Below are 21,313 nucleotides of genomic sequence, written 5' to 3' on the forward strand. Positions count from 1 at the left end.
GGGTGGACGAGGGGTGGCCGAGGGCTCGAGCGTCCAGGCGGCCGAGCGGCGCGGCGTTCGGTAGGGTTCCCGGAGTGAAGGCATTGCGTCGGTTCACTGTCCGTGCTCATCTGCCCGAGCGTTTGGCGGCACTGGGTGAGTTGTCCACGAATCTGCGGTGGTCCTGGCATCCGCCGACACAGGACGTCTTCGCCGCCATCGACCCGCGGCTGTGGCGTGAGGTCGGCCATGATCCGGTGCGCATCCTCGGTGAGGTGCCCGCCGCCCGGCTCGACGAGCTCGCCGCCGATCCCGAGTACCTCGCGCAGGTGGACGCGGCCGCAGCGGACCTGCGGGACTACCTCGGCGCCGCGACCTGGTTCCAGCGGCAGGGCCGCGAGGACGGGGTACGCGGTATCGCCTACTTCTCGATGGAGTTCGGTGTCAGCGAAGTGCTGCCGAACTACTCCGGCGGTCTGGGCATCCTGGCGGGCGATCATCTCAAAGCCGCCTCCGACCTGGGACTGCCGCTGATCGGCGTCGGGCTGCTGTACCGGTCCGGGTACTTCCGGCAGTCGCTGTCGGCCGACGGCTGGCAGATCGAGCACTATCCCGCGCTCGACCCGCAGGGCCTGCCCTTGCGCCTGCTCACCAGCGAGGGCTCGGCGGTGCTGGTGCACGTGGCGATGCCCGACGGCCGGGTGCTGCGCGCGCGGGTGTGGATCGCCCAGGTCGGGCGGGTGCCGTTGCTGCTGTTGGACTCCGACATCACCGAGAACGACGCGGACCTGCGCGCGGTGACCGATCGGCTCTACGGCGGCGACCAGGACCATCGCATCAAGCAGGAGATCCTGGCCGGCATCGGCGGGGTGCGGGCGGTGCGCGCCTACACCCGCGCCGAGGGGCTGCCGGACCCGGAGGTCTTCCATATGAACGAGGGGCACGCGGGCTTCCTCGGTGTGGAGCGCATCCGCGAATATGTGGCGGGGGGCATGGATTTCGACACCGCATCGACCGTGGTGCGAGCGGCGACGGTGTTCACCACGCATACCCCGGTCCCCGCGGGGATCGACCGGTTCCCGATGCCGATGGTGCGCCGCTACTTCGGCGGCGGGCACGGGGAGGCGGAATCGCCCCTGCTGCCCGGGCTGTCGGTGGACCGCATCCTGGCGCTCGGGCGCGAGGCCGATCCCTCGGTCTACAACATGGCGCACATGGGGCTGCGCCTGGCGCAACGCGCGAACGGCGTCTCACGCCTGCACGGCGAGGTGAGCCGGAGCATGTTCGCGGCGCTCTGGCCGGGATTCGATCCCGAGGAGGTGCCGATCGGTTCGGTCACCAACGGCGTGCACGCGCCGACGTGGGCGGCCAGGGAATGGGTGGAGAAAGCGCGCGACCTGGTCGGGCCCGAACTCGCCGAGGAGGGACGCGGCTGGGAGCAACTGCGCGAGGTCGATCTCGGTGAACTCTGGTCCACCCGCAATGTCCTGCGAGCCACGCTGGTGCGGGAAGTGCGTCGCAGGCTGCGGGCCTCGTGGCTGGAACGCGGCGCCGCCGAAGCCGAGCTGGGCTGGATCGACGAGGTGTTCGACCCGGACGTACTCACCGTCGGCTTCGCGCGCCGGGTGCCGACCTACAAGCGGCTCACCCTGATGCTGCGCGATCCCGAACGGCTGCGCGCACTGCTGCTCGACCCCGAGCGGCCGGTGCAGTTGGTGGTCGCGGGCAAGAGCCACCCCGCCGACGACGGCGGCAAGGCGCTGATCCAGCAGGTCGTGCGCTTCGCCGACGACCCGCAGTTGCGGCACCGCATCGTCTTCCTGCCCGACTACGACATGTCCATGGCCAGGTACCTGTACTGGGGTTGCGATGTGTGGTTGAACAATCCGCTGCGTCCGCTCGAGGCCTGTGGCACCTCGGGGATGAAGTCCGCGCTCAACGGCGGACTCAACCTGTCCATCCGGGACGGCTGGTGGGATGAGATGTACGACGGCGAGAACGGCTGGGCGATCCCCACCGCCGACGGCGTGCGCGACGAACAGCGCCGCGACGACCTCGAGGCCGCCGCGCTCTACGACCTCGTCGAGCGGTCGGTGGCCCCGCGGTTCTACGACCGCGACGACGCCGGGCTGCCCGTGCGCTGGGTGGAGATGGTGCGCCACACCCTGCAGACGCTGGGCCCGAAGGTGCTGGCCTCGCGGATGGTGCGCGACTACGCCGTGGAGTACTACAGCCGGGCGGCGGCGGCCTACCGGCAGGTCAGCGCCGACGATTTCGCCGGCGCCGAGGCGCTCACCGAGTACCGCAGGCGAATCGAGGGAGCCTGGGGAGCGGTCAAGGTCGTCCAGGTCGACAGCGCCGGACTGCCCGACACCCCGGTCATCGGCGCGCCGCTGTCGCTGACCGCGCGAGTGGATCTGGGCGGTCTCGCCGTCGCGGATGTGGTGGTGCAGGCGGTGCTCGGCCGCGTGGACGCGGGCGACGATCTCGGCGAGGTGACGACCGTCGAGATGAGCCACGCCGGAAGCGATTCCGGCGCCGAGGTGTTCACCGTGCGGACGCCGCTGTCGCGCTCGGGCGCGGTCGGCTACACGGTCCGGGTGCTGCCGCGACATCGGTTGCTGGCGTCGGAGGCGGAGCTGGGCCTGGTCGCCGCGCCCTGAGAGCAGGACCGGCCGCACTCCGCGATCGCCCCGGTGAGCACGGTCACGAGTGCGGTCGGTCGGCCGCACGATCCGGATAATTCTCCGCTAACCTCCGTTGCGCCCTTCCGTACCTCACGACGACCGGAGAACGCGCAATGACAATCGAGACGCGGCCCCTCGGCCGTGGTCGCATCGATCAGTACTTCGGCGTCACCGAGAACGGATCGAACTACCGCCGCGAGATCATGGCGGGCACGGTGACGTTCCTGGCGATGTCCTACATCCTGGCCGTCAACCCGAGCATTCTCGGCGACGAGGGCGCGCTGGGCGAGCAGGGCATCCCGATGCAAGCGGTGTTCACCGCGACCGCGGTGGCAGCGGTGTTCGGCACGTTGGTGATGGGCCTGTGGGCCAGGTATCCGATCGCGCTGGCGCCCGGCATGGGCCTGAACGCGTTCTTCGCGTTCTCGGTGGTGCTGGGGATGGGCATCCCCTGGCAGGTCGCGCTGTCGGGCACGTTCCTGTCCGGTGTGATCTTCTTCGTGCTCGCCGTCACCAAGGTGCGCGAGCGGATTCTCGACGCGATCCCGCTACAGCTCAAGCTCGCCGTCGGCGCGGGGATCGGCCTGTTCGTGGCGTTCCTCGGGTTCAAGAACGCCGGGATCGTCGTGGCGAGCGAGGCCACCTTCGTGAAGCTGGGGGATTTCACCGAGCCCCGGACCCTGCTGGCCCTGTTCGGGCTGCTCGTGACGGTGGTCTTCCTGGTCAAAGGCTGGCACGGCGCGGTTCTCTACGGCATCGTGCTCACCGCCCTGCTGGGTGTCCTCACCGGTCAGGTGGATCTGCCCGGCGGGGTGTTCGCGTTGCCGCGCGGGCTGGAGGAAACCTTCGGTCAGGCGATCATCCATCTGCCCGACGCTTTCACCGGACAGATGGCGATCGTCATTCTGACCATGCTGTTCGTCGACTTCTTCGACGCCTCGGGCACCCTGATCGGCGTCGCCAAGCAGGCCGGGCTGCTGACGCCGGAGGGCAGGCTGCCGCGTGCCATGCAGGCCTTCGCCGCGGACTCGGTGGGCACCGCGGCCGGTGCGGTCATCGGCACCTCGACGACCACGGCGTACGTGGAGTCCACCGCCGGTGTCAGCGCGGGCGGGCGCACGGGCTTGAGCGCGGTGACCACCGCGGGCTGGTTCCTGGCGGCGATGTTCTGCTATCCGGTCTTCTCGGTGGTGGCCGCCGCGGGCGAGGTGACCGCGCCCGCGCTGATCGTGGTCGGCGTGTTGATGGCGCGCGCGCTCGGCGAGATCGAATGGAACGAGTTCGAGTACTCGATCCCGGCGTTCATCACCATCGTGATCATGCCGCTGACCTACTCGATCGCCAACGGGCTGGCGCTGGGCATGATCTTCTACCCGATCGTGATGACCGCGCGCGGCCGGTTCAGGGAGGTGCACCCGGTGATGTGGGGGTTGCTGGCGGTTTTCCTCGGCTACTTCTTCTTTCTGGCCGAGTGATCCACGCCGGGGAGCGACGGGAGAGCTCCCGGTGCGCCCCCGCGCCGCGTGCAGGGCTTGGCGCGGGGACCGGGATACGCCGGTGGGGGAATTGGGGTTCCACCGCTGTACCGATGCTCAATGTAGTTCCGAGCAGAAACATAATGAGCGGTTTGTGTCTTGAATCACACGGTTGTGCTCTCGGTTGTCAGGCGCCGCAACGCTTTTGCCGCGACCTCGGGATCGGCGGTTTCCCAGTACGGCGGCAGGGTGGCTCGCAGATATCCGCCGTACCGCGCGGTCGCCAGCCGGGAATCCAGGATCGCGATGACGCCACGGTCGTCGACGCTGCGCAGCAGGCGGCCGGTCCCCTGGGCGAGCAGCAGCGCCGCGTGATTGGCCGCGACCGCGAGAAAGCCGTTGCCGCCGCGGGATTCGACCGCGCGCTGCCGGGCGGCCAGCAGCGGATCGTCCGGGCGGGGAAACGGAATGCGGTCCAGGATCACCAGACTCAGCGACGGACCGGGCACATCGACGCCCTGCCACAGCGACAGGGTGCCGAACAGCGAGGTCTGCGGATCGTCGGCGAACTTGCGCACCAGCGCGCCGGTCGAATCCTCGCCCTGGCACAGCAGCGGGGTGCTCAGCCGCGTCCGCATGGCCTCGGCGGCCGCTCTGGCGGCGCGCATCGACGAGAACAGCCCGAGCGTGCGACCGCCCGCGGCGTCGATCAGCCGCTCGATCTCGTCGAGATAGGCGGGCGGCAGGCCGTCGCGTCCCGGCGGCGGAAGATGCTTGGCGACATAGAGGATGCCCGACTTGGCGTGGTCGAACGGCGAGCCGACATCCAGGCCGTCCCAGTGGACCGGCCCGGAATCCGAGGGGGCTGCCGCGCCGTTGGCGGTGGCCGGGTCGACCTTGTCGCCGGATCGCGCGGGCAGACCCCAAGTGACCGCCAGACTGTCGAAGGAGCCGCCGATCTGCAGGGTCGCCGAGGTCAGCACCACGGTCGAGGCGCCGAACAGCCGCGCGCGCAGCAGACCGCCGACCGACAGCGGCGCCATCCGCAGCGTCTTGCGCGCCACGCCGGTCTTGGACTCCTCCGCGGACAGCCAGACGACATCGCGGCGCGCGGCCGGGTCGGGCTCGTCGAAGGAGGTCAGCGCACGCACCGCGCTGTCGTGCACCTCTTCGACCGCGGCGACGGCGAGGGTGCGGGCCGCGGCGCTGTCCGGATCGCCCGGCGCCTGCGTGCTGCCCGGTGGGGCGAGTTCGGTGCGCGCGTTCCACGCCGCGTCGCGGACGAGTGCGAGCGCCTGCGCCGCGCCCTCGGGCAGCCGGTCCCAGCGGGCGGGCGGCAGTTCGTCGAGCAGGGCGTGCCAGGCCTCCGCCGCGCCCTCCAGCCTGTCGACCTCGCGGTCGTCGATGAGCTTGGCGCAGCGGCGGGCGGCCGCGCCGATGCCCGTCGCCGACAGTTCCGCGGTGGCCACACCGGTGACCCGGTCGACCAGTTCGTGCGCCTCGTCGATGACCACGACATCGTGTTCGGGCAGGATCTGGATGCCGCTGATGGCGTCGATGGCCAGCAGCGCGTGATTGGTCACCACCACATCGGCCTGGGCGCTCTCGGCGCGGGCGCGCTCGGCGTAGCAGTCCTGGCCGAACTGGCAGCGCGATTTGCCCAGGCACTCCCGTGAGGACACGCTGACCTGCCGCCACGCCCGATCGCTGACACCGGGGGCCAGATCGTCGCGGTCGCCGGTCTCGGTGTCGGAGGCCCAGTCGTTGAGCCGCTGCACCTCGCGGCCGAGCCGGGAGATCGCGAAGGCGTCGAAGAGTTCGGCCTCGGCGGGCTCCTCGGGGATCGCGCTGTTGATCTTGTTCAGGCAGAGGTAATTGTTGCGGCCCTTCAGGATCGCGAAACGTGCCGGGCGACCGAGCGGCTCGGCCAGCGCCTCGGACAGGCGCGGCAGGTCGCGATCGACCAGCTGACGCTGCAGCGCGATCGTCGCGGTCGAGACCACCACGGTGCGGCCGGTGCGCACCGCGTGGCGCAGGCTGGGCACCAGGTAGGCCAGCGACTTTCCGGTGCCGGTGCCCGCCTGCACCGCCAGATGCCGCTTGGTGTCGATGGCGTGATCGACGGCCGAGGCCATCGTCATCTGCCCGGAACGCTCCTTACCCCCGAGCGCGCGCACAGCGGTGGTCAGCAGTTCCGAGGTGGGAGGCAGTTCGGGCACGCGAGCAGCCTACTGCCCGCCACCGACACCGGCGGCGTCTCGCCGGACACCGGCGAGCGGGCTTGTTCTCCCGCCGCAGCCCCCTAACGGCCGCCCGGCACCGAGCCCTCCAGCTCGACCCCGGCGGCGTGCAATTCGGCCAGCGCGCGATCCACCGTCACCTGGGCGACGCCCGCGGTGAGACCGAGCAGCACCCTGGTCGGGAACCCGGCGCAGCGCGCGTCGAGCGCGGTGGCCCGCACGCAGTGGTCGGTGGCGATGCCGACCACGTCCACGGCATCGAGGTCCCGGACGCGCAGCCAGTCCGTGAGCGTGGTCCCGTCGTCGGCCGCGCCTTCGAAACCCGAATAGGCGGCGGCGAATTGCCCTTTGGAGAAGATCTCCTGGACCGGGGTGGTGTCCAGGTCGGGGTGGAACTGCGCGCCCGGCGTGCCGGCCAGGCAGTGCGGCGGCCAGCTGTCGGCGTAGTCGGGGGAATCGGAGAAGTGCGCGCCCGGGTCGATGTGATGGTCCCGGGTGGCCACGACCGCGGCGTACGCGTGCGCGGCGAGGTGTTCGGTGATCCGCCCGGCCACGGCCGCACCACCGGGGACAGCGAGCGAGCCGCCCTCGCAGAAATCGTTCTGCACGTCGACGATGATGAGCGCCCGGTTCATGATCCGAGATTACCCGCGCCGCTGCGGGCCGTCTCGGGTGTCGATGCGGCGCGCGATCGCTACCTGCCTGCTCGGCCGGTGTGTCAGCCGACGAAGGTCGTCGGGATGGCGGGTTCGCCCTCGGAGAGCTTGAGCCCCTCCCAGGGCAGGCTGACCAGACCGCGGCGCACCAGCTCGCGGCTGTCGTCGAGGGTGGGCAATCCGGGGACCGCGTCGCCGCCGCGCACCAGCGGGACGAGCAGCTCGCGCGCCTGGAACTCCGCCGTGCCGGGCACCTGCGCGCCGGCCGGAAAGACCACTTCCTCGACGATCGTGCCGGAGCTCTTCGCCAGCCGCAGCGCCCGTTTGACGCTGCCGCGCGACTGCTTGTGACTGCTGCGCTTGACCACCGGGACACCGTCGACCTCGACGAGTTTGTAGACCATGCCCGCGGTCGGCGCGCCGGAACCGGTGACCAGCGAGGTACCGACCCCGTAGGCGTCCACCGGCTCGGCCCGCAACGCCGCGATCGCGTATTCGTCCAGATCGCCGGAGACCACGATGCGGGTGTCGCGCGCGCCGAGCGCGTCGAGCTGAGCGCGCACCTGACCGGCCAGCACACCGAGATCTCCCGAGTCGATGCGCACCCCACCCAGCTGTGGCCCGGCCACCCGGACCGCGGTGGCCACCCCCTCGGTGATGTCGAAGGTGTCGACCAGCAAGGTGGTGCCCACCCCGAGCGCGGCGATCTGGCTGCGGAACGCCGCGGCCTCGTGCGCGCCGTCGGGGCCGCTGTGCAGCAACGTGAAGGCGTGCGCGCTGGTTCCCGCCCCCGGCACGCCGAAGCGGCGCACCGCCTCCAGATTCGAGGTGGCGTCGAACCCGGCCAGGTACGCCGCGCGGGCCGCCGACGGCGCTGCCCACTCGTGGGTGCGCCGCGAACCCATTTCGATCAGCCGCCTGCCACCTGCCGCCGAGACCATTCTGGCCGCGGCCGAGGCGACCGCGCTGTCGTGATTGACGATCGACAGGATCAGCGTCTCCAGCAGCACGCACTCGGCGAAGCTGCCGCGCACCGACAGGATCGGCGAGCCGGGAAAATACAGCTCGCCCTCCGGGTAGCCGTCGATGTCACCGGTGAAGCGGTAGTCGCGCAGCCAGTCCAGGGTTCGCTCGTCGAGTATCGGCGCGGCCACGGCGAGTTCGGCCTCGCCGAAGCGGAACTGCCGCAGCGCGGCGAGCAGTCTGCCGGTCCCCGCGACCACGCCGTAGCGGCGGCCGTGCGGCAGGCGCCGGGCGAAGACCTCGAATCCGCAGCGGCGCTGCGCCGAACCGTCGGCCAAGGCCGCGGCGAGCATGGTGAGTTCGTACTGATCGGTGAGCAGCGCTGTGCTCGCGGCCTGGCCACGGGAGTCCACTCCGCCACTGTAGACAGCGCGGTCACGGTCCTGTCCCGCTCGCGTTCGGGCGGGGACCGGCGGGGTGTTGAGGTTCGCTCGGCGAGTCGTACCCTTGACGGCATGGGCTTGTGCAATTCGTACCCGGCGCCGGCGATCATGTCAGCGGCACAGCCAACCCTGTCAGCGGCACAGGCGGCACAGGCGACCCCGGAAGCGGTGGAATACACCGAGATCCTGGAGGCCGAGGATCGCCCGTGGGTGACTGTCGTATGGGACGACCCGGTCAATCTCATGCACTACGTGACCTACATCTTCCAGAAGCTCTTCGGCTACAGCAAGGCCAAGGCGACCGAGCTGATGCTGCAGGTGCACAACGAAGGCAGAGCCGTCGTCTCCAGCGGTTCCCGCGACAAGATGGAGCACGATGTCCGCCGTCTGCACGCCGCCGGACTCTGGGCCACCATGCAGCGTGACAACTGAGCTCGCCGTGACCACCGAGGTTGCCGAGACAGTAGAGCTCGCGACTACCCTGACGCTCGTGCGTGATGGGACGGACAGCCGTGCGTAAGTGGACCAGGAAGAACTCGCTGGGCGGGCTCAAGCTGCGCGCCGAGATGGACCCCCACGAGGCCGAAGTGCTGCGCTCACTGGTGGGCGCGGTCGCCGGCCTGCTCTCCGATCGGGCGCACTCGGCCCCTGAGGACGAGCTCAGCGCGCTTACCGGTATGCGCACCGGAAACAGCGCGCCCCCCGACGACCCGCGTCTGGCCCGGTTGCTGCCGGAGTTCCATCGCAGCGAGCCCGGCTCGCCGGACGCCGATCGGGCCGGACTCAACAGCGCCCTGCGCGCTCTGCACGAGCCGGAGATCATCGACAGCAAGCTGGCCGCGGGCGCGGTCGTGCTCGACACCGTGCCCGCCCACGGCGGCAAGATCGTGCTGACACCCGAACAGGCCGACGCCTGGCTCAGCGCGCTCACCGACGTCAGGCTGGCACTCGGCACGGTCCTGGGCATCGACGCCGACACCCCCGAGCAGTTCGATCCGGCGGATCCGCGCGCTCCGCACCTGGACGTCTACCACTGGCTGACCTGGATGCAGGACAGCCTGCTGCAAGCGCTCGCCCCCTGAGGCGCACCGGCCGCCATCGCCCCGAGGATCCGGGAATCGAGGATCCGGAACCGAGGAGGAGTCGTTGACCGCGGTCACCGGCGCGCGTGACGCGCTCACCGATGTCGCCGGTCTGCTGGTCGGCCATCACCACGTCCTCGATCCCGATGCCGCGCTCGGATCCGGTGCGGCCACCGGCTGCACGGTGGTGCGCATTCCCGGCGGCGCGGTCGCGGCGGTCGACGTGCGCGGCGGCGGTCCCGGCACCAGAGAGACCGATCTGCTCGACCCGGCCGACACCGTGAGGCGGGTGGACGCTGTGCTGCTCACCGGCGGCAGCGCCTACGGACTGGCCGCCGCCGACGGGGTGATGCGCCTGCTCGAGGAGAACGGCGAGGGCATCCCGATGGACCCGGCCGACCCGAGCCGGGTGGTGCCGATCGTGCCCGGCGCGGTGATCTTCGATCTGCCGGTGGGGGATTGGCGTGTCCGGCCGACCGCCGAATTCGGCTATCGGGCCGCCCGGGACGCCGCCGTCGATGTCGCCCGCGGCTCGGTGGGCGCGGGCGTCGGCGCCAGGGCGGGATCGATCAAGGGCGGCGTCGGCACGGCGAGCGTCGTGCTCGGCGACGGCCCCGCCGCGGGCATCACCGTGTCGGCGCTGGTCGTGGCGAACCCGGTCGGCTCGGTGTTCGATCCGCGCACCGGACTGCCGTGGGGTGTGGGCACCGACGGGCCGCAACGGTTCGGTCTGCGCCCACCGGCACCCGAACGATTGGCCGCGGCCAACGCTCTCCCGGTCAAAGGCACCGTTCTCAACACGACCATCGGGGTCGTCGCCACCGATGCCGCGCTCGGCACCACCGCCTGCCGCCGGCTGGCCATCACGGCCCACGACGGACTCGCCCGCGCGATCCGGCCCGCGCACTCCCCGCTCGACGGCGACACCCTCTTCGCCGTCGCGACCGGCGCGGTCCCGATCCCGGACACCACGCTGCCCGCCGCGTTCCCGCCCGAACTGCTCGTGCTCGACGCCCTGTGCACGGCCGCCGCGGTGTGCGTGGAACGCGCCGTCGTCGATGCCGTCCTCAGCGCGACGTCGGTCGCGGGCATCCCCGCCTACCGCGACCTCTTCCCCGCCTGACTCCAGCCGCTCGCCGCGTCGGCGCCGCCGCGGGAATACGCGTCGGTCCCGGCTGGTTGAGGGCAGTGACCCGAGCAGGCGTGCGGAAGGCGTGAGACAGGTGCTGGTGATCACATCCGAATTGGTGGACGCGATGGTGGCTCATGCCCGCGCCGATCACCCGGACGAGGCCTGCGGCATCATCGCCGGACCAGAGGGCTCCGATCGCCCCGAGCGCTTCGTCGCCATGGTCAATGCCGAGCGCTCGCCCACCTTCTACCGCTTCGACTCCGGCGAGCAGCTGAAGGTCTGGCGGGCGATGGACGACGCCGACGAGGAACCGGTCGTCATCTACCACTCGCACACCGCCACCGAGGCCTATCCGAGCCGCACCGACATCGCCTACGCCGCCGAGCCCGACGCCCACTACGTGCTCATCTCCACCCGCCACCCCGACGAGTACGAACTGCGCAGCTACCGGATACTCGACGGCGTGGTCACCGAGGAGCCGGTCCGTGTCGTCGACGCCTACGACACCGTCTGACCGCCCCAGCAGAATTCCCCCCGAACGACATCAGGAGTCTTCATGTCGGTAACCGTGTCCATCCCGACCATCATGCGCGGCCTCACCGGCGGCGAGAAGCGGGTGCAGGCCGAGGGCGAAACCCTCTCCGCGCTCATCGCCGACCTCGACGCCAGCCATCCCGGGCTGGCGGAGCGCCTGCTCAAGGACGGGAAACTGAACCGCTTCGTCAACATCTACGTCGACGACGAGGACGTCCGCTTCGCCGGGGGCCTCGAGGCCGAGGTGCCCGAGGGCGCGAGTGTCACCATCCTGCCCGCTGTCGCCGGTGGCGCCCCGACCGATCGCTGACCCGACGTGGCGCGCTACGAATCGCTGATCGCGACCCTCGGCAACACGCCGCTGGTCGGCCTGCGAACGCTGTCCCCACAGTGGGACGGCGAGCAGCACGTGCGGCTGTGGGCGAAACTCGAGGACCGCAACCCCACCGGCTCGATCAAGGACCGGCCCGCGCTGCGCATGATCGAGCAGGCCGAGGCCGACGGCACCCTGCGCCCGGGGTGCACCATCCTCGAACCGACCAGCGGCAACACCGGCATCTCGCTGGCGATGGCCGCGAAACTCAAGGGCTACCAACTGGTGTGCGTGATGCCGGAGAACACCTCGGTGGAACGACGCCAGCTGCTGACCATGTACGGCGCGCGCATCATCGACTCGCCCGCGGCGGGCGGTTCGAACGAGGCGGTGGCGGTCGCCAAGCGGATCGCCGCGCAGAATCCGGACTGGGTGATGCTCTACCAGTACGGCAATCCGGCCAACGCGCAGGCGCACTACGACACCACCGGCCCCGAACTGCTCGCCGACCTGCCGGAGATCACCCATTTCGTGGCCGGGCTCGGCACCACCGGCACGCTCATGGGCACCGGCCGGTTCCTGCGCGAGAAGGTGCCCGACATCGAGATCGTGGCCGCCGAGCCACGCTACGGTGAACTGGTCTACGGCCTGCGCAACATCGACGAGGGCTTCATCCCCGAGCTGTACGACGAGAACGTGCTGAGTTCGCGGTTCTCGGTCGGTCCCTACGACGCGGTCAAGCGCACCCGCGAACTCGTCGCCGAGGAGGGGATCTTCGCGGGCATCTCCACCGGGGCCATCCTGCACGCCGCGCTCGGCGTGGGGCGCAAGGCGCTGAAGGCGGGCAAGCGCGCCGACATCGCGTTCGTGGTGGCCGACGGCGGCTGGAAGTATCTGTCGACCGGCGCTTACGACGGCACTCTGGAAGAAGCCGAGAGCAGGCTGGACGGGCAGCTCTGGGCCTGAGCGGGGCCGTGACGAACCCGGTCGGCCGGGTGGGGCTTCGGTAGGCTCGAAGCAGGAATCGAATGTGCCAGCGCGCCCAGGAGGTCGGCCATGTCCGGAGGTGGTTCGGGCTTCGGCCCGTCGTTCGACCCGCAACGGTTCGCGCCGCCACGTCCAGGACAAGGACCGGGCCGGCCGGGATCGACACGACCGCCCGCCTCCGGATTCGCGGCGGTGCGGCAGGTGGGGATACAGGCCGTCGCGCTGGTCTCCGGTTTCGTGCTGGTGCTCTGGGGGGTCGAGGGCTACGACGCCGTCGATCCCCGCAATCTCGACCAGGCCGGCATCCAGCCGCGTGAGGCCGACGGGCTGTGGGGGATCCTGTGGGCGCCGCTGCTGCACAACGGATGGGACCACCTGATCAGCAATACCGTGCCGGTCTTCGTGCTCGGCTTCCTGGTGCTGGTCGCCGGCATCGGCCGTGGACTGGCGGCGACCGCGATCATCTGGGTGATCGCCGGCGTGGGCACCTGGCTGACCGGAGGCGAGGGCACCGTCCATATCGGCGCCTCCGCGCTGGTCTTCGGGTGGCTCACCTTCCTGATCCTGCGCGGGTGGTTCGCGCGCAGTGCCTGGCAGATCCTGCTCGGCATGGCGGTGCTCGTCTTCTACGGCTCGCTGCTGTGGGGTGTGCTACCAGGTCAGGACGGGATCTCTTGGCAGGGGCACCTTTTCGGCGCGATCGGCGGCGTGGTCGCGGCGTGGGCGCCCTACCGCGGGGCACGCGCGGCCGAGCAGCCAGCGTCGTCGCGCACCCGGTTCTGAGCGCTTGCGCGCCACCGGGATTCGCCGCCCGCGCATGGCGGCACCGGCGGCTGGGTACCCTCGGAAGATGGACGACGAGGTTCGTGGCAGGTTCGAGCGGCAACCGGCGGGGTCGCACCGCGCGCGGCTGGGCCGCCGGGGAATTCGGGGGATCGTTTCGTGAGCGGCGATTCGGCGTGGCAGCATGAGGGCATGCGCCTTACCGTCCTCGGGTGCTCGGGCAGCGTGTCCGGCCCGGACTCCCCAGCGTCGGGGTACCTGCTGACCGGCCCGGACATGAACCCGGTTGTCATCGATTTCGGACCGGGAGTGCTCGGAGCGCTCCAGCGTCACGTCGACCCGGGTGAGGCCGACATCTTCCTGACCCACCTGCACGCCGACCACTGCCTGGACCTGCCCGGTCTGCTGGTGTGGCGGCGCTATCACCCGAGTCCGCCGGTCGGCCGCGCCATCGTGCGCGGCCCCGCCGATGCGCCGCTGCGCATCGGCAACGCCTCGGCCGAGGTCGGCGGCGAATGCGACGACTGGTCGGATGTGATCGATCACCGAGCCTGGCGGGAGGGCGAGACCGTCGAGTTCGGTGCGGGTCACACCGTCACCGCGCGCCGGATGTTCCATCCGCCGGAGTCCTATGGTCTGCGGATCGCCACCGCGGCCGGGCGCACGTTCGTCTACACCGGCGACACCGCCATGTGCGATGCCGTGCGGGAACTGGCCCAAGGCGCGGACGTGCTGATGGCCGAGGCCTCCTGGACCCACGATCCCGCCAATCGCCCACCGGGCATCCATCTTTCGGGCACCGAGGCCGGGCAGATCGCCGCGCGCGCCGGGGTCAAGGAGTTGCTGCTCACCCACATCCCGCCGTGGACCTCCCGTGAGGATGTGATCGCCGAGGCGAAGGCCGAGTTCACCGGTCCGGTGCACGCGGTCGCCCCGGGCGAGACCTTCGAGATCTGAGCGACACCTCGGATTCGGATCCGCGCTGTCGTCTAGGCTGGCCCCGTGTCGAGACGAGCCGATGGCAGGGCGGACGATGAGCTCCGCGAGGTCAGGATCACCCGGGGATTCACCACGCATCCAGCGGGTTCGGTGCTGGTGGAGTTCGGGCAGACCAGAGTGATGTGCACGGCCAGCGTCACCGAGGGGGTCCCCCCGTGGCGGCGCGACTCCGGGTTGGGCTGGCTCACCGCCGAATACGCGATGTTGCCCGCCGCCACCCACACCCGCGCCGGTCGTGAGTCGGTGAAGGGCAAGGTCGGCGGCCGCACCCAGGAGATCAGCAGGCTGGTCGGGCGCTCGCTGCGCGCCTGCATCGACCTGGCCGCGATCGGGGAGAACACCATCGCCATCGACTGCGACGTGCTGCAGGCCGACGGCGGCACCAGGACCGCCGCCATCACCGGCGCCTACGTGGCGCTCGCGGATGCGGTGACCTGGCTGGGCGCGGCGGGCGCGCTGGCCGACCCGCAGCCCATCTCGTGCGCCATCGCCGCGGTCAGCGTGGGCGTGGTGGACGGCCGGGTCCGGCTGGACCTGCCCTACGAGGAGGACTCGCGCGCCGAGGTCGACATGAACGTGGTGGCGACCGACACCGGCACGCTGGTGGAGATCCAGGGCACCGGCGAAGGCGCCACCTTCCCGCGCTCCACTCTCGACAAGATGCTCGATGCCGCGCTGGCGGGCTGTGAGCAACTGTTCGTGGTGCAGAAGGAGGCGCTGGCGCTGCCGTACCCCGGCACCCTGCCCGAGCCCGCCGAGCCGTCGAAGAAGAAGTGATGAGCGCGCGCGTCCTGGTCGCCAGCCGTAACGCCAAGAAGCTGACCGAACTGCGCCGTATCCTGGCCGACGCCGGGGTGGTGGGCGTGGAGATCGTCGGACTCGACGATGTGCCCGCCTACGACGAAGCGCCCGAAACCGGCGCGACGTTCGAGGAGAACGCGCTGGCCAAGGCCCGTGACGGCGCCGCCGCCACGGGATTGCCCTGTGTCGCCGACGATTCCGGCCTGGAAGTGGACGCGCTCAACGGCATGCCCGGTGTGCTCTCCGCCCGCTGGTCGGGTACCCACGGCGACGACGCGGCCAACAACGCGCTGCTGCTCGCGCAAATGGGCGATGTCCCCGACGAACGGCGTGGCGCGCGGTTCGTCTCCACCTGCGCGCTGGTGGTGCCCGGTGGGGACGAGATCGTGGTGCGCGGCGAATGGCCGGGCGTGATCGGCCGCAAGCCTGTGGGCGACGGCGGTTTCGGCTACGATCCGCTGTTCCTGCCGGAGGGCGGCACCGGCTCGGCCGCGCAGCTCACTCCCGCCGAGAAGGACGCGGCCTCACATCGCGGCCGCGCCCTGCGTCAACTACTTCCCGCCTTGGCCGCGCTCGCGGAGTAGACCCGGGTCTCGCGGGGCCGCCCGTCTCCGATCGGCGGCCGGACTGCCCGATCGCCGGCTCACGACCCCGCCGGACCGCCGTGCCGGACATCCGACAGGCCGACCTCCACGATCGGCTGTCGCCTCGGCGCGCGGTCACCAGCGTGATGCGGGCGACCGGACCGCGGTGACGGGCGTGGATGCCGACGCGGAGAGGTCAGACGCCGAAGTCGCGCTTGACCTGTGTGGCGTTCTTGTGTTCGACGACGAACGACAGCAGGGGGATGGTGCCCGCCAGCAGAGTGCCGACGGTCCGGCCGATCGGCCAGCGGACCTTCTGCGCGAGGTCGGCGGTCAGGATCAGGTAGACGAAGTACACCCAGCCGTGCACGATCGCGATCCAGCTCGGCGGGTTCGCGTCGAAACCGTACTTGGCGATCATCTCGGCGGTGAGCAGCAGCAGCCACAGACCGGTGAACCAGGCGAGCACCCGGTAGCGCAACAGCGCGCCCTTGATCTTGGCCCGCTTGGCCGGGTCCACCGCGGCGGCCGTGGGCGCCGGGGTCGCCGGTTCGTCGACGGAGACGGTCTCGTTGTCGCCGGCGTTCACCCAGCGCTCCTCTCGCTCGTGCCTGTGCTCGAGCCACTGGTCGGGGCAGGGGCGGTGCGCATCGCGTCCTCGACGTCGGCGGCATGCAGTCCTGCCAGGTATCGGTTGTATTCGTCGAGCGCCGGGTCGGCCGAGCGGGCTGCCTTGGGTCGCTCGGGCAGGATGCCCGCCGGGATCTCGCGGGGGAGTTCCCGCTTGCGCGGGAGGTCCCGTCCGCGACCGCGGCGCGCCTGTGCTGTCCCGGGGTCGGCCGCCGTGGAACTCGCGGGGGCGGGGCTCGGCTGCTCGGTGTCCGGCTCGGCCGAAGCCTCTTCGGCTTCGCGTTCCAGGCGGACGAACCGGTAGTAGGCGAACACCACGAAACCGGCGAACAGCGGCCACTGGAGTGCGTAGCCGAGGTTCTGCCCGGTCCCGGCGGCCGATTCGTACCGCTCCCACTGCCACCAGGCCAGCGCCAGACATGCCGCGAAGGCGACCACGACCAGCGCGATCAGAGCCGGGCGGCGGTAGGCCGAGCGGGGAGCGGGAGCGGACACGTCTACCACGGTACCTGTCTACTACGCGGTCCGTAGGAGCAGGTCGCCCGTGGAAACCGCACTCAGAACCGGTAGGTGACCCCGGTCATGCGCTCGGACTCGGTCCACAGCGCGAGCTGTAGTTCCCGGTTCTTCGACAGCCTGGTCGACGGGCACGGCGCAACCGGGCCCCGGCTGCCGAACAGCCGGTTGGGGCCCCAGTAGGTCTCCGGGTCGGCATCGGGTGTCGTCGCGGCGAACAGGGTCGAATGCGCCGCCTTGGCCGGGGAATGCCCGACGATCCGCATGGTCGGGCGCAAGACGACATCGAGTGGGGTCTCGGTGCGGGCGAACAGTTCGGTGGGCGAGACGCCCGGGTGGACCGCGTAGGAGCGCACGGCCGATCCGGCCGCGGCGAGACGGCGCTGAAGTTCTCGCGCGAACATCAGATTGGCGAGCTTGGACTGGGAATAGGCGAGATTGCGGAAGTAGCGGCGGTGGTCGTAGTTGAGGTCGTCGACGCGCAGTTTCGGGGTCTGGCGATGCGCGATGCTCGACAGCGTGACCACCCGGTCGCGGATTCGGTCGAGCAGCAGTCCGGTGAGCGCGAAGTGGCCGAGGTGATTGACGCCGAACTGGGTCTCGAAACCGTCGACGGTGCGGCTGAACGGGATGTACATCAGGCCCGCGTTGTTGACCAGCACATCGAATTCACCGGTCTTCTCCGCGAACGCGCGCACCGACGACAGGTCGGCCAGGTCCAAGGGCACCACCCGCACGTCGCCGGGGATCCGGGCCGCCACCGGCTCGGCCTTGGCGACATTGCGGCAGGCCATCAGGACGGTCGCGCCCTTGGCTGCCAGCGCTCGGGTCGTCTCGGCTCCCAGGCCGCCGTTGGCTCCGGTGATCACGAACGTCCGGCCGCTCTGATCGGGGATCTGTGTCGGGTTCCACGCCATGGGCGAAACCTTACTGCCAAGTAAGGTTTCGGCGGAAGGGGAGCGGGCACACTCCCGGGCCGTGTGTCGGACGAAACCGGGAGTCGCCCGCGCGTCTTCGCTACCTTTGGCTGGTGACGATCTCGGCGGGCAGGCAGTACGGTGGGCGGGCGGTGGCCGAACGCAAGGCCGAGCGGCGCGCCCGTTTCCTCGACGCCGCGACCCGGTTGTTCGCCGAGCACGGTTACGCCGACTGCTCGCTGGCCGAAGTGTGCGCCGCGGCCGGGCTGTCCAAGCGGCAGTTCTACGAGGAGTTCGAGACCAGAGAAGACGTGCTGGTCGCCGCGTACGACCGGGTGCAGGACGAGGCCGCGGCCGCCGTCGTCGCCGCGCTCGTGGGAATCGGCGACGAAGCCGACCGGCGGGACGCGATGACCGCGGTGCTGACCGCCTATCTCGGCGCGATCGGGGCCGATCCGTGGCGGGCCAAGCTGGCTTTCGTCGAGGTGGTCGGTGTCAGCGAGCGGATGGAGCGGCACCGCAGGCAGCGCAGGCGTGGATGGGGCGTGATGCTCGAAACCGCGGTGGTGCCGAGAATCGTTGCCGATGGCCGGGTTCGGGGCACTCCCGGCTTGGCCGCGATCGCGCTGATCGGCGCGATCAACGCGGTGACCGGCGAATGGCTGCTCTCCGATCCGCGCCCGCCGATCGCGGACCTGGTGGAGTTGCTGGTGCCGGTGGCGGCCTCGCTGATCGAGAATCCCTGACCCGCTTGCCTTCGTCGGCATCGAACACCGAAGGTGGTTGCTGCCGAATACTCGCAGACGTATATTTGTAGGCGAGTAGGGAGGCGTGGTGCCCACCAAACGCAAGGTCGACAATCTGATGGCGCTGGCGATCCTCTCGGTGATCGCCGAACGGCCCATGCACCGCTACGAGATCGCCTCCACGTTGCGCGAGCGCGGCAAGGACCGCGACATGGACATCAAGTGGGGATCGCTCTACACCGTCGTTCGCAACATGACCAAGGCCGGTTTCCTCGAGGAAGTCGGCAGCGAACGTCAGGGTGCGCGGCCGGAACGGGTCATCTACCGCATCACCGACGCGGGCCGCGCCGAGATGATCGACTGGACCAGGGAACTGCTGGCCGAACCGCGTCCGGAACGCAACGCGTTCACCGCGGGGCTGTCGGTGACGGCCATGCTGCCGCCGGAACAGGTCATCGAACTGCTCGGCGCCCGGATCGCGGCGCTGGAGGCCATTGTCGCCGGGGTGCGCGCCGAACTCGCCGAACTGGCCGAAAGCCTGCCTCGATTGTTCGTGATCGAAAGCGAGTACGGGCTGGCCATGCTGGAGGCCGAGGCGGCCTGGGCGCGCGGCTGGCGCGCCGAACTCGTCGACGGCACCTTCCCCGATCTCGCGTTGTGGCGCACGGTCCACGAAGAATTCGCGGAAAGGGGGACGACCGACCCGGAGCATCCGTGACGAACCCGCTCCCGACGGCGGTGCGGCAACACCGCCGCCGGGACCGGCAACCGACTCGAACCGCGCACGCGAACGCACACCCGGCCACGAGGCTGGCAACCACAGGATAGCTCCGGGTGGGTCAGGCGCGGCGGTTCGCCGTTTCCCGAACAAACCCTTTCGGAGGTATCTCCATGTCCGCACCACGTTCCGCCATCGTCGCCGGTGGCGGCATCGCAGGCCCCGTCGTCGCCACCGCTTTGCTGAAAGCGGGTATCGACGCCCGCGTCTACGAGGCCTATCCCGGCCCCTCCTACGGCATCGGCAGCGGGCTCGCCCTCGCGCCCAACGGCCTGGCCGCCCTCGACCTGCTCGGCGCCGGAGATCCGGTGCGCGCCATCGCCATTCCGGTCTCGGCCATGATGCTGGCGATCGGTGGCCGCACGCACCGCCTGCCCGTCGCCGAGGGCGAGCCGCCCCTGCAGCTGGTCGACCGTGCCGCACTGCACACCGTGTTGCACGAGCACGCGCGCGCCGCGGGGGTGCCGTTCCACTACGGCCATCGGCTCGTCGGCGCCGACGAGCACGCCGACGGCGTCACCGCACGCTTCGCCGACGGCTCCACCGCCACCGCCGACATCCTGATCGGCGCCGACGGAATCCGTTCCACCGTGCGCACTCTCATCGACCCCGCGGCGCCGGGACCGGACTACACCGGACTGCTCGGCTTCGGCGCGACCGTCGAATGCGAGGTGCGCACCCCGCCCGGGACGATGGTCTTCGCCTACGGTAGACGCGCCTATTACCTGTACTGGGCCGACCGCGCCGGGCGGGTCGGCTGGGGCGCCAATCTGCCTTCCGAGCAGTATCTGACGCTGGCACAGGCTCGTGAGGTGCCCGCGGAGCGGTGGCTGGAGATCCTGCGGGAGACCTACGGCGCGGACACCCCGGGCGGGGAACTCGCGCGCCGGACGCGGCCGGACCAGCTCGAAGTGACCGGCGGGCTGCACATCATGCCGCCGGTGCCGCACTGGTTCCGCGGTCGCATGGTGCTGGTCGGCGACGCCGTGCACGCGCCGTCCAACAGTTCGGGCCAGGGCGCCTCGCTGGCGGTGGAGAGTGCCGTGCAACTGGCTCGTTGCCTGCGCGACCTGCCCGATCCCGTCGCGGCGTTCACCGCCTACGAGCGGCTGCGTCGCCCCAGGGTCGAGGGCATCGCCGCCCGCGCGGCCAGGATCAATCGCAGCAAGACGCCCGGTCCGGTGGGCCGGGCGGTGATGAACATGCTGATGCCGGTGATGACGCGAACTGTCATGAAGACCGACCAGCGCACCGCCGCGGAGCGCGGCTATCGGATCGACTGGGCGGCGCCGGTCCGGCAAGAGCTCATCGGAGCCTGATCGCGGTGTCCACCGAGGGTGGGCAAACGCTCACCCTCGGAGGAGGGCGGTGCAGCACTGGGGTTCCTGTCGACGGCGCCCGCTCGCGGACAGAGTGGAGACACCACCTCGACACCGACCCGCCGACTCGTCAGGAGTCCCTCATGCAGACCACCGCCACCCGCACCTTCCGTTCCGACGCCGCGATCGCTGTCTGGACGCCGGAGGGCGCGCTCACCCATCGCGAACTCGACAGCTGGTCCAACCGGCTGGCGCGGGTGCTGCTGGGCAGGGGCGCCGGTCCCGGCGCGGTCGTGGCCGTGGCCGTCGAGCCGCTGATCGAGGATCTGGTCACCCGCACCGCGGTCGCCAAGATCGGCGCCACCGCGGTCCCGGCGGGGACCCAGGTGCCCGCGCCCGTGCTCGGCGTCACCACCGAGGACACGCGCGGCGCGCTCGGCGACACGATCCCGTGGCTGGTGCTCGACGACCGATCCACCCTGCTGCGGTACCTGACCGGCTCGGACGCCCCGATCACCGACGCCGACCTGGGCGGGCTGCGCCCGGCTTCCTGAGCCGTGGCACGCCCGCCCACGCGGCGGACATGCGCATTCCGAGCTGGCAGGGCACCGCCCGGCGGTAAAATTCCCGGCGGAACCTCTCCACGCATGCTGGTCGATCGACCCGCCGGGCGCCTCGTCGCCGGGCCCGGCCCGCCGACGGCTGGGGTGTGCCCGCCCTCGCGGGCGCGGCGTGCCACCACCACTCCG

The 21,313-nt window shown here is 70.7% G+C and carries 22 protein-coding genes; 16 read left to right on the plus strand and 6 right to left on the minus strand.

Annotated elements, in window-relative coordinates; genetic code table 11:
* Window positions 1–74 precede the first annotated feature (74 nt).
* Together glgP and IU449_RS24060 are read left to right on the plus strand one after the other, a co-directional pair.
* Complete coding sequence (gene glgP / locus IU449_RS24055; RefSeq protein ID WP_195004434.1) at window positions 75–2,642, plus strand: alpha-glucan family phosphorylase; 2,568 nt, start codon at window positions 75–77, stop codon at window positions 2,640–2,642.
* Window positions 2,643–2,779: 137 nt separating this feature from the next.
* Window positions 2,780–4,141, plus strand: a complete 1,362-nt coding sequence (locus tag IU449_RS24060; protein ID WP_195004435.1) for an NCS2 family permease — start codon at window positions 2,780–2,782, stop codon at window positions 4,139–4,141.
* A 164-nt stretch (window positions 4,142–4,305) separates the two neighbouring features.
* On the opposite strand, the gene IU449_RS24065 is transcribed toward IU449_RS24060, so the two are convergent.
* The 3 genes from IU449_RS24065 to IU449_RS24075 form a co-directional block, all read right to left on the minus strand.
* Entirely contained in the window at window positions 4,306–6,360 is a 2,055-nt protein-coding gene (locus IU449_RS24065) for an ATP-dependent DNA helicase (RefSeq protein ID WP_324188408.1), read from the minus strand.
* Window positions 6,361–6,443: 83 nt separating this feature from the next.
* Entirely contained in the window at window positions 6,444–7,016 is a 573-nt protein-coding gene (locus tag IU449_RS24070) for an isochorismatase family protein (protein WP_195004436.1), read from the minus strand.
* An 83-nt stretch (window positions 7,017–7,099) separates the two neighbouring features.
* Window positions 7,100–8,413, minus strand: a complete 1,314-nt coding sequence (locus IU449_RS24075; RefSeq protein WP_195004437.1) for a nicotinate phosphoribosyltransferase — start codon at window positions 8,411–8,413, stop codon at window positions 7,100–7,102.
* Between the two features lie 138 nt (window positions 8,414–8,551).
* Here IU449_RS24075 and clpS point away from each other — a divergent pair, with 138 nt between their 5' ends.
* The 10 genes from clpS (at window position 8,552) to rdgB (ending at window position 15,658) form a co-directional block, all read left to right on the plus strand.
* Entirely contained in the window at window positions 8,552–8,875 is a 324-nt protein-coding gene (gene clpS / locus IU449_RS24080; RefSeq protein ID WP_228805672.1) for an ATP-dependent Clp protease adapter ClpS, read from the plus strand.
* 80 nt (window positions 8,876–8,955) lie between these two features.
* Entirely contained in the window at window positions 8,956–9,525 is a 570-nt protein-coding gene (locus IU449_RS24085) for a DUF2017 domain-containing protein (protein WP_195004617.1), read from the plus strand.
* 64 nt (window positions 9,526–9,589) lie between these two features.
* Window positions 9,590–10,648 carry a P1 family peptidase gene (locus IU449_RS24090; protein ID WP_195004439.1) on the plus strand — a complete coding sequence of 353 codons (1,059 nt, stop codon included), beginning with the start codon at window positions 9,590–9,592 and terminating at the stop codon, window positions 10,646–10,648.
* Window positions 10,649–10,748: 100 nt separating this feature from the next.
* On the plus strand, window positions 10,749–11,171 hold the full coding sequence (locus IU449_RS24095) for a M67 family metallopeptidase (protein ID WP_324188409.1): 423 nt from the start codon (window positions 10,749–10,751) through the stop codon (window positions 11,169–11,171).
* Between the two features lie 42 nt (window positions 11,172–11,213).
* Window positions 11,214–11,501, plus strand: a complete 288-nt coding sequence (locus IU449_RS24100) for a MoaD/ThiS family protein (RefSeq protein ID WP_195004440.1) — start codon at window positions 11,214–11,216, stop codon at window positions 11,499–11,501.
* 6 nt (window positions 11,502–11,507) lie between these two features.
* Window positions 11,508–12,470 carry a PLP-dependent cysteine synthase family protein gene (locus IU449_RS24105; protein ID WP_195004441.1) on the plus strand — a complete coding sequence of 321 codons (963 nt, stop codon included), beginning with the start codon at window positions 11,508–11,510 and terminating at the stop codon, window positions 12,468–12,470.
* 90 nt (window positions 12,471–12,560) lie between these two features.
* A complete protein-coding gene (locus tag IU449_RS24110) occupies window positions 12,561–13,274 on the plus strand; it encodes a rhomboid family intramembrane serine protease (RefSeq protein ID WP_195004442.1) in 714 nt (237 codons plus the stop codon).
* A gap of 192 nt (window positions 13,275–13,466) precedes the next feature.
* Complete coding sequence (locus IU449_RS24115) at window positions 13,467–14,231, plus strand: cyclic nucleotide-degrading phosphodiesterase (protein ID WP_195004619.1); 765 nt, start codon at window positions 13,467–13,469, stop codon at window positions 14,229–14,231.
* A gap of 45 nt (window positions 14,232–14,276) precedes the next feature.
* Entirely contained in the window at window positions 14,277–15,050 is a 774-nt protein-coding gene (rph, locus tag IU449_RS24120) for a ribonuclease PH (protein WP_195004443.1), read from the plus strand.
* Window positions 15,050–15,658, plus strand: coding sequence for an RdgB/HAM1 family non-canonical purine NTP pyrophosphatase (rdgB, locus tag IU449_RS24125; RefSeq protein WP_195004444.1), 609 nt, complete (start codon window positions 15,050–15,052; stop codon window positions 15,656–15,658). The genes rph and rdgB overlap by 1 nt, the downstream gene beginning before the upstream one ends.
* 196 nt (window positions 15,659–15,854) lie before the next feature.
* On the opposite strand, the gene IU449_RS24130 is transcribed toward rdgB, so the two are convergent.
* The 3 genes from IU449_RS24130 to IU449_RS24140 form a co-directional block, all read right to left on the minus strand.
* Window positions 15,855–16,178, minus strand: coding sequence for a DUF3817 domain-containing protein (locus tag IU449_RS24130; protein WP_195004620.1), 324 nt, complete (start codon window positions 16,176–16,178; stop codon window positions 15,855–15,857).
* A 65-nt stretch (window positions 16,179–16,243) separates the two neighbouring features.
* A complete protein-coding gene (locus IU449_RS24135) occupies window positions 16,244–16,783 on the minus strand; it encodes a transcriptional regulator (protein ID WP_324188411.1) in 540 nt (179 codons plus the stop codon).
* A gap of 62 nt (window positions 16,784–16,845) precedes the next feature.
* On the minus strand, window positions 16,846–17,721 hold the full coding sequence (locus IU449_RS24140; RefSeq protein ID WP_195004446.1) for an oxidoreductase: 876 nt from the start codon (window positions 17,719–17,721) through the stop codon (window positions 16,846–16,848).
* Window positions 17,722–17,834: 113 nt separating this feature from the next.
* On the opposite strand from IU449_RS24140, the gene IU449_RS24145 reads away from it, so the two are divergent.
* The 4 genes from IU449_RS24145 to IU449_RS24160 all read left to right on the plus strand — a co-directional run bounded on the left by IU449_RS24145 (window position 17,835) and on the right by IU449_RS24160 (window position 21,118).
* Window positions 17,835–18,467, plus strand: a complete 633-nt coding sequence (locus tag IU449_RS24145; protein ID WP_195004447.1) for a TetR/AcrR family transcriptional regulator — start codon at window positions 17,835–17,837, stop codon at window positions 18,465–18,467.
* Window positions 18,468–18,555: 88 nt separating this feature from the next.
* A complete protein-coding gene (locus tag IU449_RS24150) occupies window positions 18,556–19,185 on the plus strand; it encodes a PadR family transcriptional regulator (protein ID WP_195004448.1) in 630 nt (209 codons plus the stop codon).
* A 173-nt stretch (window positions 19,186–19,358) separates the two neighbouring features.
* Entirely contained in the window at window positions 19,359–20,564 is a 1,206-nt protein-coding gene (locus IU449_RS24155) for an FAD-dependent oxidoreductase (RefSeq protein WP_195004449.1), read from the plus strand.
* Between the two features lie 143 nt (window positions 20,565–20,707).
* Window positions 20,708–21,118 (plus strand): AMP-binding protein, encoded by a 411-nt coding sequence (locus IU449_RS24160; protein WP_195004450.1) that lies wholly within the window; start codon window positions 20,708–20,710, stop codon window positions 21,116–21,118.
* Window positions 21,119–21,313: the final 195 nt, after the last annotated feature.

It is taken from the genome of Nocardia higoensis, assembly GCF_015477835.1.
GTDB lineage: Bacteria > Actinomycetota > Actinomycetes > Mycobacteriales > Mycobacteriaceae > Nocardia > Nocardia higoensis_A.

Coding starts and splice junctions, on each gene's coding strand:
- IU449_RS24060 (WP_195004435.1), top strand. CDS start 2,780: ATGACAATCGAGACGCGGCCCCTCGGCCGTGGTCGCATCGATCAGTAC.
- IU449_RS24070 (WP_195004436.1), bottom strand. CDS start 7,016: ATGAACCGGGCGCTCATCATCGTCGACGTGCAGAACGATTTCTGCGAG.
- clpS (WP_228805672.1), top strand. CDS start 8,552: ATGTCAGCGGCACAGCCAACCCTGTCAGCGGCACAGGCGGCACAGGCG.
- IU449_RS24100 (WP_195004440.1), top strand. CDS start 11,214: ATGTCGGTAACCGTGTCCATCCCGACCATCATGCGCGGCCTCACCGGC.
- IU449_RS24110 (WP_195004442.1), top strand. CDS start 12,561: ATGTCCGGAGGTGGTTCGGGCTTCGGCCCGTCGTTCGACCCGCAACGG.
- IU449_RS24115 (WP_195004619.1), top strand. CDS start 13,467: ATGCGCCTTACCGTCCTCGGGTGCTCGGGCAGCGTGTCCGGCCCGGAC.
- rdgB (WP_195004444.1), top strand. CDS start 15,050: ATGAGCGCGCGCGTCCTGGTCGCCAGCCGTAACGCCAAGAAGCTGACC.
- IU449_RS24140 (WP_195004446.1), bottom strand. CDS start 17,721: ATGGCGTGGAACCCGACACAGATCCCCGATCAGAGCGGCCGGACGTTC.
- IU449_RS24155 (WP_195004449.1), top strand. CDS start 19,359: ATGTCCGCACCACGTTCCGCCATCGTCGCCGGTGGCGGCATCGCAGGC.
- IU449_RS24160 (WP_195004450.1), top strand. CDS start 20,708: ATGCAGACCACCGCCACCCGCACCTTCCGTTCCGACGCCGCGATCGCT.